General features: G+C 73.6%; 11 protein-coding genes and 1 pseudogene. 6 read left to right on the top strand and 6 right to left on the bottom strand.

The window, feature by feature from the left end; all coding sequences use genetic code 11:
* Positions 1-120: 120 nt before the first annotated feature.
* Positions 121-1,494 (bottom strand): FAD-dependent oxidoreductase, encoded by a 1,374-nt coding sequence (locus tag ACLQ2W_RS10115; protein WP_425786189.1) that lies wholly within the window; start codon positions 1,492-1,494, stop codon positions 121-123.
* 41 nt (positions 1,495-1,535) lie between these two features.
* Positions 1,536-2,684 (bottom strand): carboxylate-amine ligase, encoded by a 1,149-nt coding sequence (locus tag ACLQ2W_RS10110; protein ID WP_425786188.1) that lies wholly within the window; start codon positions 2,682-2,684, stop codon positions 1,536-1,538.
* Positions 2,685-2,891: 207 nt separating this feature from the next.
* Between ACLQ2W_RS10110 and lysX the strand changes: the two genes are divergently transcribed.
* Positions 2,892-6,206: a bifunctional lysylphosphatidylglycerol synthetase/lysine--tRNA ligase LysX gene (gene lysX / locus ACLQ2W_RS10105; RefSeq protein WP_425786187.1), complete on the top strand. Its 3,315-nt coding sequence runs from the start codon at positions 2,892-2,894 to the stop codon at positions 6,204-6,206.
* A gap of 111 nt (positions 6,207-6,317) precedes the next feature.
* On the top strand, positions 6,318-7,742 hold the full coding sequence (locus ACLQ2W_RS10100) for a carbohydrate-binding protein (protein WP_425786186.1): 1,425 nt from the start codon (positions 6,318-6,320) through the stop codon (positions 7,740-7,742).
* A gap of 10 nt (positions 7,743-7,752) precedes the next feature.
* Here the strand turns inward: ACLQ2W_RS10100 and ACLQ2W_RS10095 are convergent, their stop codons facing one another.
* Together ACLQ2W_RS10095 and ACLQ2W_RS10090 are read right to left on the bottom strand one after the other, a co-directional pair.
* Positions 7,753-8,415: a DedA family protein gene (locus tag ACLQ2W_RS10095; protein ID WP_425786185.1), complete on the bottom strand. Its 663-nt coding sequence runs from the start codon at positions 8,413-8,415 to the stop codon at positions 7,753-7,755.
* 78 nt (positions 8,416-8,493) lie between these two features.
* Complete coding sequence (locus tag ACLQ2W_RS10090) at positions 8,494-9,141, bottom strand: DUF1349 domain-containing protein (RefSeq protein WP_425786184.1); 648 nt, start codon at positions 9,139-9,141, stop codon at positions 8,494-8,496.
* Between the two features lie 53 nt (positions 9,142-9,194).
* On the opposite strand from ACLQ2W_RS10090, the gene ACLQ2W_RS10085 reads away from it, so the two are divergent.
* Complete coding sequence (locus ACLQ2W_RS10085) at positions 9,195-10,847, top strand: alpha-amylase family protein (protein ID WP_405091021.1); 1,653 nt, start codon at positions 9,195-9,197, stop codon at positions 10,845-10,847.
* A 57-nt stretch (positions 10,848-10,904) separates the two neighbouring features.
* On the top strand, positions 10,905-11,663 hold the full coding sequence (gene fabG, locus ACLQ2W_RS10080) for a 3-oxoacyl-ACP reductase FabG (protein WP_107162571.1): 759 nt from the start codon (positions 10,905-10,907) through the stop codon (positions 11,661-11,663).
* A gap of 89 nt (positions 11,664-11,752) precedes the next feature.
* On the opposite strand, the gene ACLQ2W_RS10075 is transcribed toward fabG, so the two are convergent.
* The gene (locus ACLQ2W_RS10075) at positions 11,753-12,178 is read right to left on the bottom strand and encodes a hypothetical protein (protein ID WP_425786183.1); all 426 of its coding nucleotides are present in this window, start codon (positions 12,176-12,178) and stop codon (positions 11,753-11,755) included.
* Entirely contained in the window at positions 12,171-12,566 is a 396-nt protein-coding gene (locus ACLQ2W_RS10070) for a hypothetical protein (RefSeq protein ID WP_425786476.1), read from the bottom strand. Before ACLQ2W_RS10070 ends, ACLQ2W_RS10075 begins: the two co-directional genes overlap by 8 nt.
* A 149-nt stretch (positions 12,567-12,715) precedes the next feature.
* Here ACLQ2W_RS10070 and ACLQ2W_RS10065 point away from each other — a divergent pair, with 149 nt between their 5' ends.
* The gene (locus ACLQ2W_RS10065; protein ID WP_425786182.1) at positions 12,716-13,612 is read left to right on the top strand and encodes a Gfo/Idh/MocA family protein; all 897 of its coding nucleotides are present in this window, start codon (positions 12,716-12,718) and stop codon (positions 13,610-13,612) included.
* 362 nt (positions 13,613-13,974) lie between these two features.
* Positions 13,975-14,766, top strand: a pseudogene (erm, locus tag ACLQ2W_RS10060) (ErmE/ErmH/ErmO/ErmR family 23S rRNA (adenine(2058)-N(6))-methyltransferase); the annotation flags it as partial.
* Between the last annotated feature and the right edge of the window lie 19 nt (positions 14,767-14,785).

Here is a 14,785-nt window from a genome sequence, read left to right as displayed (position 1 = left end):
GGACCTCCAAGGAAAGCGCCGAACCAGCAACGCGCACAAGATAACCCCACCCCCTGACAGGGAGCCGGATGTTAAGCGGGGCACCCTCCTATGCGGAAGGCGTTAAGAGGGGGCCCCTCCTTACCTCTCGGCGAGGGCGTCGACAGCCTTGCGGGCGGCGATCAGCACCGGGTCCCAGACCGGGGCGTACGGGGGCGCGTAACCCAGGTCGAGCGCGGTCATCTCGTCCACCGTCATGCCGTTCCACAGCGCCACGGCCAACGCGTCGATCCGCTTGGCCGCCTCGGACCAGCCGACGATCTGCGCCCCGAGCAGCCGCCCGCTGGGCCGTTCGGCGATCAGCTTCACGGTCATCTTCTGCGCGCCCGGGTAGTAGCCGGCCCGGTTCGTCGACTCGGCGGTCACCGTGACGAACTCGAACCCGGCCTCGGTGGCGTCCCGCTCGCGCAGCCCGGTGCGCCCGACCTCCAGCTCACAGACCTTGGTGACGGCGGTGCCGATCACGCCGGGGAACGTGGCGTACCCGCCGCCGATGTTGATCCCGGCGACCCGGCCCTGCTTGTTGGCGTGCGTGCCGAGCGGGACGTGCACCGGCATGCCGCTGACCCGGTGCAGGCTCTCCACGCAGTCGCCGGCCGCCCACACGCCGGGCACGCCGGGCACCCGCATCCGGCGGTCCACCCGGATCGCGCCGGACGGCCCGAGCGGCAGGCCGGCGGCCTCGGCGAGCCGGGTGTTGGGGCGTACGCCCAGACCCAGCACCACGACGTCGGCCGGGATCGGCCCCTCGTCGGTGACCACCGCGGCGATCCGGCCGTCCCGTTCCTCCAGGCCGGTGACGGTCGTCCCGGTGCGGATGCCGATGCCGACCTGCCGCATCGCCTCGCCGACCAGCTCGCCCATGTCCGGGTCCACGGTGGCCATCGGCTGCGCGGACTGCTCGACCAACTGGACCGTGAGCCCGCGGTGCACCAGCGCCTCGGCCATCTCGACGCCGACGTAGCCACCGCCGACCACCACCGCGTGCCGCGGCCGGGGCTCGCGTTCGAGCCAGTCGAGCACCGCGGCGCCGTCGTCGAGCGTCTGCACGCCGAACACGCCGGCCACCTCGTCGCGGGCCCACTCCGGCTGCACCGGGGTGGCGCCGGTGGCGTACACCAGCGTGTCGAAGCCGGCGCGGACCTCGCCGCCGCCGTCGAGGTCCCGGGCGACCACCTCGCGGCGGTCCAGGTCGATGGCGGTGACCTCGTGCCGGGTCCGGACGTCGATGTCGAAGTCGTCGCGGAACGCGGCCGGGGTGCGGGCGACGAGTTGGTCGCGTTCCGGCACCAGGCCGCTCACCCAGTACGGGATGCCGCAGGCCGAGTAGGACGTGAAGTGTCCCCGCTCGAACGCGACGATCTCCAGGTCCGCCCGGTCGCGGCGGCGCCGCGCCTGGGAGGCCGCCGACATGCCGGCGGCGTCCCCGCCGACGACGATCATCCGCTCCGCCACGCCGCCCATCCTGTCACGCCCCGACCGGGCCGCGGGGCGGCTCAACCACGGGTCTGCCGGGCCACGTCCGTGACCACGTCGACCAGCTTGCCGGTCTTCGCGAACACCGCCCGCTGCCGGGCCGCGCCGCTGCCGTGCCGGCGCAGCCCGTCCAGCAGCTCGGTCACCCGGTCGAGGTCGCCGTGCCGCTCCAGCTCCGGGCGGAGCCGGTCGACGAGTCGCTCCAGCAGCTCCCAGGCCGGGCGCAGCTCGCCGTCGGTCAGGTCGACGCCCTGGCCCTCCAGCCCGTCGTGGGCGGCCCGCCAGTGCGCGGCGACCAGCAGGTGATGATCGGTGTTGACGGCCCGCCGGCCGGCCGCGATGTCGGTGAGCGCGGTCGCGACCAGGCCCCGGACCAGTGCGGCCACCAGCACCGCGTCGTCCACCGACGGGCAGACGTCGCCGATCCTGATCTCCACGGTCGGGTACTTGGCGGAGAGCCGGGCGTACCAATAGAGCATTCCCTCGTCGAGCATCACGCCGCTGGCGATGAGCTGCCGGATCAGCCGCTGGTAGTGCTCGTGCGACTCCAGGTAGGGCGTGGGCGCCACGGACGGCCAGCGTTCCCACTCGATCGAGCGCCAGCTCGCGTAGCCGGTGTCCGCGCCCCGGGAGAACGGGGAGTTGGTGGTGACCGCCTGGAGGATCGGCAGCCAGGGCCGGACGTGGTTGAGCACCCGCACGCCGGTGTCCGGGTCGGGCACGCCGACGTGCACGTGCATGCCGTTGTTGCCCGGACCGGGCACCAGCAGCCGGAACCGTTCGATCATCCGGTCGAAGCGCGGCTTGTCCACCACCGCCGGCACCGGCCCGTCGACCGGCCCGGTGCCGATCGCCAGCAGGCGTACGCCGGCCCGCTCGGCCGCGTCGGCCAACTCGGCGCGGAGCATCCCCAGCGAGTGCCGGATCGAGGACAGCTCCAACCCCGGCGGGCTGCCGATCTCGATCTGGCTGGTCTGGAACTCGCGTTCCACCTGGCCGCGCAGCTCGGCCGGCACCTGCTCCATCACCAGCTCGACGGCGGGCACGGCGGTCCCGGTGTGTGGATCGGCGAGCAGGAACTCCTCCTCCACGCCGACCGTCAGCAGGTCCGTCCCGCCCTCGGCGGCGTGCCGTTCCCGCTCCGCCACTGAGCCGCTCATCGCCACCACCGTCTCTTTCCGACCGGCCGCGACACGGTGCCGCGTGGTCGACGCTCTGTTACCCACCGTGTCGATGCCCGAAAACGCGTCGGACGGCGTGTCGGCCCGATTCGCCCGGTCGGTCGTGCGCCGCCGTGCCCCGGAGGGCCGTCGGGTGACGCGACGCGGGACTACGATGAGCCGGCCCGGCGGGCGGTCGCCGGGCCGGAGGAGGTCGTGGTGACTCCGAACGGCACGTCGCGCACGGTGACCGGCGTTCGCGCCCAGGTTCCGCGCGGCTTCGCGATCCTGCTCGCGGTGATCGCGGCGGTGTGCGCGCTGGCGGCGCTGAGCAGCGCGGTGGCCGCCGACGTCCAACCGGTCCGCACCGCGATCGACGCGCTGCTGGTGCCCGCACCGGCGAACCTCGCGTACGCGGTCTTCCTCGGCGTCCTGGCCGCCGCCGCGAGGCGACGCAAGCGGCTGGCCTGGTGGGTGCTGCTTGTCTACTTCAGTCTCACGCTGGTGGTCGGCCTGACGGCCGGTGGGCTGCTGCTGATGGTGGGCGCCAACGAGCTGAACCACGCCGCCGGCCAGCGCCTCTTCGGCACGCTGGAGACGATCGGCGTCTGGGTCGGCATCGCGTTCGCCGCCGCCGCGGTGGCGCTGCTGGTGGCCGCGCGGCGGGAGTTCTACGCCCGGGTCCGGCCCGGCAGCACCTGGCGTGCGTTGGGCGTGCTCGCCGGCCTGGCCGCCGCCTTCGTCGGCCTGGGCTATCTGCTGCTCCTGGTCGAGCCGGGCAGCCTGCACACCTGGTCGGACCGGCTCGGCTACGCGGTGGAGAAGGTCTTCGGTGGCGCGATCACGCTGGACCTGACCCGTCGCGGCCAGGCGCCCGGCTGGGTCAACCTGCTGCTCGGCGCGTTCGGCGCGACGGCGTTCCTGGCCGCGCTGTTCACGCTGGTCCGCTCGCAGCGGGCCAACGCGGTGCTGCACGCCGGCGAGGAGGAACGGATCCGGGAGCTGCTGGCCCGGCACGGCGAGCGGGACTCGCTCGGCTACTTCGCCACCCGGCGGGACAAGGCCGCCGTCTTCTCGGCCAGCGGCAAGGCCGCGCTCACCTACCGGGTGGTCAACGGCGTCAGCCTGGCCAGCGGCGACCCGGTCGGCGACCCGGAGGCGTGGGGGCCGGCCATCGAGGCGTGGCTGGAGCACTCCCGGGCGTACGCGTGGACGCCGGCGGTGCTCGGCGCCAGCGAGGCCGGCGCGCGGGCCTACCGCCGGCACGGCCTGAAGGTGCTCCAGCTCGGCGACGAGGCGATCCTGCACACCCGGGAGTTCGACCTGGACGGCCGGGACATGCGACCGGTCCGGCAGGCGGTGCACCGGGTCGAGCGGGCCGGCTACACCGCCCGGGTCCGCCGGCACGCCGAGATCCCGCCGGAGGAGCTGGCCGAGGTGGCCGGGCTGGCCACCGCGTGGCGGGACACCGGGCACGAGCGCGGCTTCTCGATGGCGTTGGGCCGGCTCGGTGACCCGGCCGACGGTGACTGCGTGCTGGTCGAGGCGTGCGACGGCACGGGCCGGGTGCGCGGGCTGCTGTCGTTCAGCCCGTGGGGCACGCACGGCGTCTCGCTGGACCTGATGCGCCGGGACCGCGCCGCCGAGAACGGCGTCACCGAGTTCATGGTGGCCGCGCTGCTGGCCGCCGGCCCGCGCCTCGGCGTCGACCGGGTGTCGCTCAACTTCGCCGCGTTCCGGTCGGTGTTCGAGCAGGGCGCGCGGATCGGCGCCGGCCCGATCATCCGGGCCTGGCGGCACACGCTGCTCTTCTTCTCCCGCTGGTGGCAGCTGGAGTCGCTCTACCTCTCCAACGCGAAGTACCAGCCGCACTGGACGCCGCGCTACCTCTGCTTCGCCGAGCGCCGGGAGCTGGCCCGGGTCGGTCTCGCGGCGGCCGCCGCGGAGGGCTTCCTGGCCCTGCCGGGTGGGCGGCCCACGCCGCTGCACGGGGTGCCGCCGGCCGGCGGCGGGATCGGCTACGTGCCGCCGGCCGCCGCGGCGGTCCGGGCCGTCCCGCCGGAGCCGCCCGCCGCGCGCCGGCCGGAGCAGATCCGGGTGCGCGTGGCGAAGCTCGACCGGCTGCGGGCCGCCGGCGTCGACCCGTACCCGGTGGGTTATCCGCGCACGGCGAGCTGCGCGGCGGTGCGGGAGCGGCACGCCGGGCTGGCCCCGGACACCGGCGCCGGGGAGACGGTGGCGGTGGCCGGGCGGGTGCTGCTGGTCCGCGACCACGGGCGGGTCCTGTTCGCCACCGTCCGGGACGGCAGCGGCGATCTTCAGGTGATGCTGGAGCACGACCTGGACCGGTGGCGGTCGACCGTCGACATCGGCGACCACGTGGGCGCCACCGGCGAGGTGTACGCGACCCGACGCGGCGAGGTGTCGGTGCGGGTGTCCGGCTGGGAGCTGACCGCCAAGTGCCTGCGTCCGCTGCCGGACAAGCACCACGGGCTGGCCGATCCGGAGGCCCGGGTCCGGCAGCGGTACCTGGACCTGGCGCTGGACCCGGCGGCCCGGGAGATGGTGCGGGCCCGGAGCGCGACGCTGCACAGCCTGCGCGCCGGGCTGGCCGGGCGGGACTTCCTGGAGGTGGAGACGCCGATCCTGCAACGGGTGCACGGTGGCGCGAACGCCCGCCCGTTCGTCACCCACATCAACGCGTACGACCTGCGGTTGAGTCTGCGGATCGCGCCGGAGCTGTATCTGAAGCGGCTCGCCGTGGGCGGCATCGAGCGGGTCTACGAGTTGGGCCGGGCGTTCCGCAACGAGGGCGTGGACGCCACCCACAACCCGGAGTTCACCGTGCTGGAGGCGTACCAGGCGTACGCCGACTACCAGGACATGCGGGTGCTGGCCCGGGAGCTCATCGTGGCGGCGGCGACCGCGGTGCACGGTGCGCCGGTGGCCCGCCGGCCCGGCGGCGAGCTGGTCGACCTGGGCGGCGAGTGGCGGGCGGTCACGGTGCACGAGGCGGTCTCGGGAGCGCTGGGCGAGGAGGTCACCGCCGACACCGAGCTGGCCGCGCTGCGCAAGCTGGCCGACGCGGCCGGGGTGCCGTTCGATCCGCGCTGGTCGGCCGGCGCGGTGCTGCTGGAGCTGTACGAGCGGCTGGTCGAGGCGCGTACCGAGGTGCCCACGTTCTATCTCGACTTCCCGACCGAGGTGTCGCCGTTGACCCGGCAGCACCGGCGTGATCCCCGGTTGGCCGAGCGCTGGGACCTGGTGGCGTACGGGATGGAGCTGGGCACGGCGTACTCCGAGCTGGTCGATCCGACCGAGCAGCGGCGGCGGCTCACCGCGCAGTCGTTGCAGGCGGCCGGCGGCGACCCGGAGGCGATGGAGCTGGACGAGGACTTCCTCACCGCGCTGGAGTACGCGATGCCGCCGACCGGCGGGCTGGGGCTCGGCGTGGACCGCCTGGTGATGCTGCTGACCGGCCGTTCGATCCGGGAGACGTTGCCGTTCCCGCTGGTCCGCGAGTCCTCCTGACCGTCGCCGCCACCGGCATTCATTGAAGATTGTTGACAAATGCGGGGGCGGGCGCGTACAAATCGCTCTCAGAGAGCGCTCTCCGCCCCGTCCCCGCAGAGAGGCACCCCGATGAACCCGATTCCGGCGGCCCCGGCCGCCCCCACCACCGTGCCCCGGTCCCGCCGCCGGCTCGCCCTGGCCGCGACCGTGGTCGCCGCCACCACCGCGCTCGCCGGCGTCCAGATGACCGCGCAGGCCGCCGTGCCGTCCCCACCCGCCGGGTGGAACCTGGTGTGGAGCGACGACTTCACCGGCGCGGCCGGCACGCTGCCGTCCTCCGCCAACTGGATCGTCGACACCGGCACCAGCTACCCGGGCGGCCCGGCCAACTGGGGCACCGGCGAGATCCAGACCTACACCTCCAGCACCGCCAACCTGTCCCAGGACGGTGCCGGCAACCTGCGCATCACCCCGCTGAAGGACAGCGCCGGCCGCTGGACGTCGGCCCGGATCGAGACGGTACGCAGCAACTTCAAGCCGTCGAGCGGCGGCGTGCTGGCGATCGAGGGCCGCATCCAGATGCCCAACGTCACCGGCGCGGCGGCGGCCGGCTACTGGCCGGCGTTCTGGGCGCTCGGCTCGCCCTACCGGGGCAACTACCAGAACTGGCCCGGCATCGGCGAGTTCGACGTGATGGAGAACGTCAACGGGATCAACTCGGTCTGGGGCGTGCTGCACTGCGGCGTCGCGCCGGGCGGCCCGTGCGACGAGTTCAACGGCCGGGGCGCGTCCCGCGCCTGCCCGGGCAGCACCTGCCAGTCGGCGTTCCACACCTACCGGTTCGAGTGGGACACCTCGGTGAGCCCTGCGCAACTGCGCTGGTACGTCGACGGCCAGCTCTTCCACACCGTCACCCAGACCCAGGTCGGTGAGCCGTACTGGACCCAGATGACCAGTCACGCCGGCTACTTCCTGCTGCTCAACGTGGCGATGGGCGGCGGCTTCCCGAACGGCGTCGCCGGCTCCGCCACGCCGACCGCGTCGACCGTCTCCGGCCGGCCGATGCTCGTCGACTACGTGGCGGTCTACTCCCGGGGCGGCGGCGGCAACCCGTCGCCGACGCCGACCACGCCGCCGCCGGGCGGGGTGCGGGACGCGTACGCGACCATCCAGGCCGAGTCGTTCAACGCGCAGAACGGCGTGCAGGTGGAGACGTGCGCCGAGGGCGGGCAGGACATCGGCTTCCTGGCCAACGGTGACTGGGCCCGCTACGACAACGTCGACTTCGGCTCCACACCGCCACGGGACTTCGTGGCCCGGGTCGCGTCCGGCGCGGCGGCCGGGGTGAGCGGCCTGGTGGAGGTGCGGGTGGACAGCCCGACCGCGACGCCGATCGGCAGCTTCGCGGTCGGCAACACCGGCGGCTGGCAGACCTGGACCTCGGTGCCCGGCAACGTGGGCGCGGTGACCGGCCGGCACACCGTCTATCTCACGTTCAGCAGCGGTCAGCCGTCGGACTTCGTCAACGTCAACTGGTTCACGTTCCGCCGCTGAGTCGTCGCGGTCAGCGCCCGGTGGTCACCGACTGCCGGGCGCGCCGCCGGCGCACCTTCTTCACCGCCCAGCTCACGATCATCACGCCGAAGACCGCGAAGATCGCGTAGTTGAACCACTGGCTGTAGCGGTCGACGTCCTCCCAGCGCGAGCCGAGCAGGAAGCCGGCACCCACGATCAGCGTGTTCCACACCCCGCTGCCGAGCGTGGTGAGCAGGATGAACTCGCCCAGCGGCATGCGGTTCGCGCCGGCCGGGATCGACACCAGGCTGCGGACCACCGGCACCACCCGGCCGATCAGCACCGCCCAGCGGCCGTGCCGCTCGAACCAGCGGTCCGCCTTCTCCAGGTCCTCCAGGTCGACCAGCGGGATGTGGTCGAGCCACCGCTTGAGCCGGTCCTCGCCGAGCACCGCCCCGAGCCAGTAGAGCACCAGCGCGCCGAGCAGCGAACCGGCGGTCGCGGCCAGCACGATCACCACCACGTTGAACCGGCCCTCGGCGGACAGGTAGCCCGCCATCGCCAGCACGATCTCGCTCGGGATCGGCGGGATGATGCTCTCCAGCGCCACCAGCAGCGCCACGCCGACCGCGCCCCACGCGTCGATCACGCTCGCCACCCACCCGGTCAGCCCGGTGAACTGGTTCGGATCGACGTTCTGGGCGAGGGCCATGGCGGTCCTTCCACACGGGTGCCGGAGATCCGGAGGTAGTACCCGGGTGAGTCTTGCTCACACCCGCCGGTGACCGGGCTAACCCTCCGGGTGCAGCGCCTCGTCCGCCGCCCCCCGCCGCCAGCCGGTGAAGCGGACCAGCAGGCCGCCGTGGCTGGGCGAGCAGCAGTACGGCCCGGCCGTCGCCGACGCCGCCGGGTCGAGCGGCGCGACCCGCACCAGCCGCCACGGCTCGTCGTCGACCCGGGCGCGGACCGTCAACGCGTCGCCGGCCCGGCTCACCCGGACCGTCACCTCCCGCCCCGACCACTCCGGCACCGGCGCCACCGACCAGTCGGAGAACTCGTCGGTCACCACGGCGCCGACCTGCGGCACGCCGTCACTCACCTCGACCCCGGCCTTCGTCCACCGCCGCTCGTCCACCCGCACCAGCACGCCGGCCTGGTCGAACTGCGCGGCGTAGTCGAGCCGGAACGACACCTCCACGGCGGTGTCCCCGGCGAACGGCGCGAGCAGCGCCGAACCGTCGTCGTGCACGAAGCCGTAGCTGGTGCGCCGCCAGAAGTCGCTGCCCCCGCGCGGCTCGACAAGCAGCCCGCCGTCGACCGCCTCGGCCCGCTCCGGCGGGTTGAGCCACGTCCCGCCGGACCAGTCGGTGTCCTCGCTCATGCTGTGCTGGCTGGGCATGCCCTCACGGCCCTCGCTCCGCTCGGTGCGTTCGCTCATGCCGGCACGGTACCGGGTTTGCCAGGACGCGCGTTCGGAGAAGTAGAGCCCGCATGGGTGACAGGTGGTATCAGGAGGCGGTCGTCTACTGCCTCGACGTCGACACGTACGCGGACTCCGACGGCGACGGGGTGGGTGACTTCCAGGGGCTGATCGGCCGGCTGGACTACCTGGCCCGGCTGGGGGTGACCTGCCTCTGGCTCAACCCGATCCACCCGTCCCCCAACAAGGACGACGGGTACGACGCGACCGACTTCTACAACGTCGACCCGCGGCTCGGGACGCTCGGGGACTTCGCCGAACTGCTGCACCAGGCGCAGAACCGGGGCATCCGGGTGATCATCGACCTGGTGGTCAACCACACCTCGGACCAGCATCCGTGGTTCCAGTCCGCCCGGTCCTCGCCCGACTCGCCGTACCGCGACTGGTACGTCTGGGCCGACCACGAGCCGGACGACCGGCACCAGGGCATGGTGTTCCCGGGCGAGCAGCACGAGACCTGGACCTACGACCGGACCGCCAAGGCGTGGTTCTACCACCGGTTCTACAAGTTCCAGCCGGACCTGAACATCGAGAACCCGAAGGTCCGCGCGGAGATCAAGAAGATCACCTCGTTCTGGCTCCAGCTCGGCGTCTCCGGGTTCCGGATGGACGCCGTGCCGTTCATCATCGAGAAGACCGAGCCGGGCAACCCGAACGCGACCAAGGACTTCGAGTTCCTCACCGACCTGCGCCAGCACGTCCAGTGGCGGCGCGGCGACGCGGTGCTGCTGGCCGAGGCGAACGTCGAGCCGGACCAGTTGCCTGTCTACTTCGGCGACGGCAGCGGCTCGGGCAACCGGATCCACATGCTCTTCGACTTCATGATGAACGGCCGGCTGATGCTCGCGTTCGCCCGGGAGGACCCGGAGGCGATCATCGACGCGTTGCGCGACACCCCGAAGCTGCCGACCGGCGGCCAGTGGGCGACGTTCCTGCGCAACCACGACGAGATCGACCTGTCCCGGCTCACCGCCGACCAGCGCAACGACGTGTTGGCGAAGTTCGGCCCGGACGAGAACATGCAGCTCTACGGCCGGGGCATCCGCCGCCGGCTCGCGCCGATGCTCGGCAACGACCGCCGGCACATCGAGCTGGCGTACGCGCTCCAGTTCTCGCTGCGCGGCACGCCGGTGCTGCGCTACGGCGAGGAGATCGGCATGGGCGAGGACCTGACGCTGAAGGGGCGCGACGCGATCCGTACCCCGATGCAGTGGTCCTACAAGGAGAACGCCGGCTTCTCCACCGCCGAGCCGGAGAAGCTGGTCCGCCCCGTGATCGACAAGGGTGAGTACGGCTACCAGCAGGTCAACGTCACCGCCCAGCGCAAGGACCCGCGTTCGCTGCTCGGCTGGTTCGAGCGGATGATCCGGACGCTGCGGGAGGCTCCGGAGGTCGGGTCCGGCAGCACCACCCACATCGACGTGCCGATGCCGGCCGGGGTGCTCGCGCACCGCGCCGACGGGCGGACCGGGACCATGGTCTTCCTGCACAACCTCGGCACCGAGGACGTGGAGGTCGACCTGAGCACCCTGGCGCCGGAGGCGGACCTGCCGATCGACGTGCTGAGCGACCGCAACTACGACGAGGTGGGCAAGCTCGACCGGCTGAAGCTCAACGGCCACGGCTACCGCTGGATCCGGCTCTGCCGGGGTGGGGCGCTGTAGCCGGACGTGACGGCGGGTTAGGCTCCTCCGATCGAGCCAAGTTACCGGGAGGTAATCATGTCGGAGGAGCCCCGCGTCGCCATCGTGACCGGAGCCGCACGCGGCATCGGCGCGGCCACCGCCCGCCGGCTGGCCGCCGACGGCATGGCCGTCGCCGTGGTCGACATCGAGGAGTCGGCCACCGCGGAGACCGTCGACGGCATCGTCGCCGCCGGTGGTCGGGCGCTCGGCGTCGGCGCGGACGTGGCCGACCGGGCCCAGGTGGAGGCCGCCGTCGAGCGGGTCGCCGCCGAGCTGGGCGCGCCGACCGTGCTGGTCAACAACGCCGGCGTGCTCCGCGACAACCTGCTGTTCAAGATGACCGACGCCGACTGGGACACGGTCCTGGGCGTGCACCTGCGCGGCGCGTTCCTGTTCAGCCAGGCCACCCAGAAGCACATGGTCGAGCGGAAGTGGGGCCGGATCGTCAACCTGTCCAGCACCTCCGCGCTGGGCAACCGGGGCCAGGCGAACTACGCCGCCGCCAAGGCCGGCATGCAGGGCTTCACCAAGACGCTCGCCATCGAGTTGGGCCCGTTCGGGGTGACCGTCAACGCGGTCGCGCCGGGCTTCATCGTCACCGACATGACCGCGGCCACCGCGGCCCGGATGAAGGTCGAGTTCGCCGCGCTCCAGGAGCACGCCGCCGCCGAGATCCCGGTCCGCCGCACCGGCCGCCCGGAGGACGTCGCGCACACCATCTCGTTCCTGGCGAGCGAGGGCGCGTCCTTCGTCTCCGGCCAGGTCATCTACGTCGCCGGCGGCCCCAAGGACTGACCGCCCCTACTCCCCGGCGGATGGCCCCTCCTTCCCGGAAAGAGGGGCCATTTCGCGCTCCATGGCCACGCTTTCCGAGAAAGCGCGCCTCAGGAGGAGGGCGTGGGGCGGGTGCGGGTGCGGTAGAGCCAGAGGAGGCCCAGTGCGGGGAGTGCCAGGGGGATGTAGCCGTAGCCGCTGCCGAAGTCGGACCAGACCGTCTCGTCCGGGAACAGCTCCGGGTCGGCGATGCTCAGCACGCCCACCGCGAGCACCCCGACCAGCTCCACCGAACAACAGGCCAGCGCCACCCGGCGGCCGGCGTGCCCGGCCCGGGCCAGCCCGACCGCCGCCACGATGTAGATCAGCGCGGCCAGCGCGGAGAGCAGGTACGCCACCGGCGCCTCGTCGAACTTCGTGGCGATCTGGAGCCCGGCCCGCGACGTCGCGGCGATGGCGAAGAGGATGTAGACCGCGATCAGCAGCCGACCCGGCCCGCGGTTGGTGGCGCGTCCGGGCGCCCGGGTCTCAACCACCGACGACCTCCCAGGTCTGCTGCAACCGCACCACCACGACCGGCGTGACCAGGCAGATCGCGCAGATGATCGCCGAGCCCCAGCGGGTCGGCTCCATCCGGGCCAGCACCCAGGCCAGCGGCGGCAGACAGACCAGCGTCACCAGGTAGCCGAAGAACGCACCCGGCTCGCCCGGCCGGTCCCCACCGCCGAGGGCGACGAGCGCCACCACGGTCAGCGCCAGCAGCGCCACCTCCACCACGGCCAGGCCGGCGAACTGGATCCGGTCCGGCGGCTGCTGGCGTACGGCGGCCACCAGGGCCCAGACCGCGACCGCCAGCGACAGCACGATCGCGATCGTGGGGAGGAACCCGTCCACCGGCGAGCCCGCCGCCGCGGCGCTGGTCATCGACGCAGTGTCGTTCACCGGCCCAGCCTACTAAGTCGTGTAGTAGCCGGCCGCCGCGCGGGTCGGGGCGCGCCGGCCGGGCCGGACGACTAGCGTGGATCACGGTCCCGGCGTACGCCGGTGGCCCACGACGACGGCAGGGGGCAGGGGTGCGCTTCGGGTTGTTCGGCACCGGTCACTGGGCGGCGGAGACGCACGCCGCCGCCATCGACGCCCACCCCCGGGCCCGACTGGCCGGCGTGTGGGGGCGCAACCCGGCGAAGGCGGAGGCGCTGGCCACCCGGCACGGCGTGCCGGCCTTCACCGACGTCGACGCGCTGCTCGACGCCGTCGACGCGGTCGCCGTGGCGCTCCCGCCCGACGTGCAGGCCGACATCGCGGTCCGGGCCGCCACCGCCGGGCGGCACCTGCTGCTGGACAAGCCGCTGGCGCTGAGTCTCGCGGACGCCGACCGGGTGGTCGCCGCCGCCGAGGCGTCCGGGGTGGCCTCGGTGGTCTTCTTCACCCAGCGTTTCCACCCCAACGTCACCGGCGTCCTCGCCTCGGCCGCCGCGGCCGGCGGTTGGCAGCACGCCCGGGGGACCATGTTCGCCTCGATCTACCAGCCCGGGAACCCGTACGGCGACTCGCGGTGGCGGCGCGACCGGGGCGCGCTGTGGGACATCGGCCCGCACGCGTTGTCCCTGATCCTGCCGGTGCTCGGCCGGGTCACCCGGGTCGCCGCGATGGACGGGCCGAGCGGCCTGGTGCACCTGCTGCTCACCCACGATGGCGGCGCGACGAGCACGCTCTCCCTCACCCTCGACGCGCCGGCCGAGGCGGTCACCCGTGACGTCGTCCTGTTCGGCGCGAACGGCACCGAGAGCATCCCGCCCGGTGACGGCAGCGCGCTCCAGGCGTTCGGCGCCGCGCTCGACCAGTTGCTGGCGGAGGTGGACGCCGGCACCCGCGACCACCGCTGCGACGTGCGGTTCGGCCGGGACGTGGTGGCGGTGCTCGACGCCGCCGAGACCGCCCGGGCGCAGGGGCGCACGGTCGACGTGTGAGAAAACCCGTCGCGGGGCGGCGGGCCGGCCGCTAGCGTCGCGCGCATGTTCACGCATGCCCTGATCGACGCGGCCGTCGCGCCGGCCGCGTCCGGGCTCCTTCTGGTCGCCCGCCCGCGGGTCCGGCACCCGGCCCTGGCCGGCCGGGACGCCCACCGCGCCTGACGCCCCGCGTCCCGACCACCTTCCCAGGGCCGTCCGAGTCCCGATCCACTCGGACCGCCCGCCCGTGCGATCCACGCCGGCTCGTCGAGCCCGGCGGCGTCCTGGCTCCTTCCGGACCCCGCCGCCGTCCGGCGTGGCGTCGACCTCTGCGCAGCGGTCCGTACCCGTCGCCGTCCGGCGACAGACAGGACGAACCCGTGGCGCCCCGCCGACTCCGCACCACCGCACGCGACCGGTCCCGTCGCGTACTGTCCCAGAACTTCCTCGCCGATCCGGCCGCCGTCGCACGGATCGTCCGGGCGGCCCGCCCCGGCCCGGCCGACCTGCTGCTGGAGGTGGGCGCCGGACGCGGCCAGCTCACCCGCCCGCTCGCCGCGCGGTGCGGGCGGCTGATCGCGTACGAGGTGGACCCGGCCGTGTTGCCGGAGCTGACCGCGACCTGCGCGCCGCTGCCGCACGTCGAGGTCCGGGCGGCCGACTTCCTCTCCGCGCCGCCGCCCGAGGAGCCGTTCTCGGTGGCCGGCAACATCCCCTGGTCGCTGACCGCGGCCGTGGTCCGGTGGTGCCTCGCCGCGCCCGGACTGCGCGCGGCCACGCTGCTCACCCAGCTCGACTACGCCCGCAAACGCGCCGGCGACCACGGCCGGTGGAGCCGGCTCACGGTGCTCACCTGGCCGGAACACCACTGGCGGCTGGCCGGGCGGGTGCCCCGGGGCGCGTTCCGGCCGGTGCCCGCGGTGGACGGCGGCATCCTGCGCCTGGAGCGCCGGACCGAGCCGCTGCTGGCGTCGGGCGTGCTGCCCGCGTACCGGAGGATGGTGGAGCTGGGCTTCGGCGGGGTCGGCGGCTCGCTCGCGGCCTCGCTGCGCACCGCCCACCCGCGCCGCCGGGTCGACGGCGCGTTGCGGGCCGCGCGGATCGCGCCGGACACCCCGGTCGGGTTGGTCTGGCCCGAGCAGTGGCTGGTGCTGTTCCGCCTGCTGCACGCCGCTGATCCGGGACGGGCCG

The sequence above is a fragment of the Micromonospora sp. DT227 genome, from assembly GCF_049841835.1.
In the GTDB taxonomy this organism is placed as follows: Bacteria; Actinomycetota; Actinomycetes; order Mycobacteriales; family Micromonosporaceae; genus Micromonospora.
The sequence above is the reverse complement of the archived record's forward strand: the minus strand, read 5'-3'. Positions and strand labels throughout refer to the sequence as shown.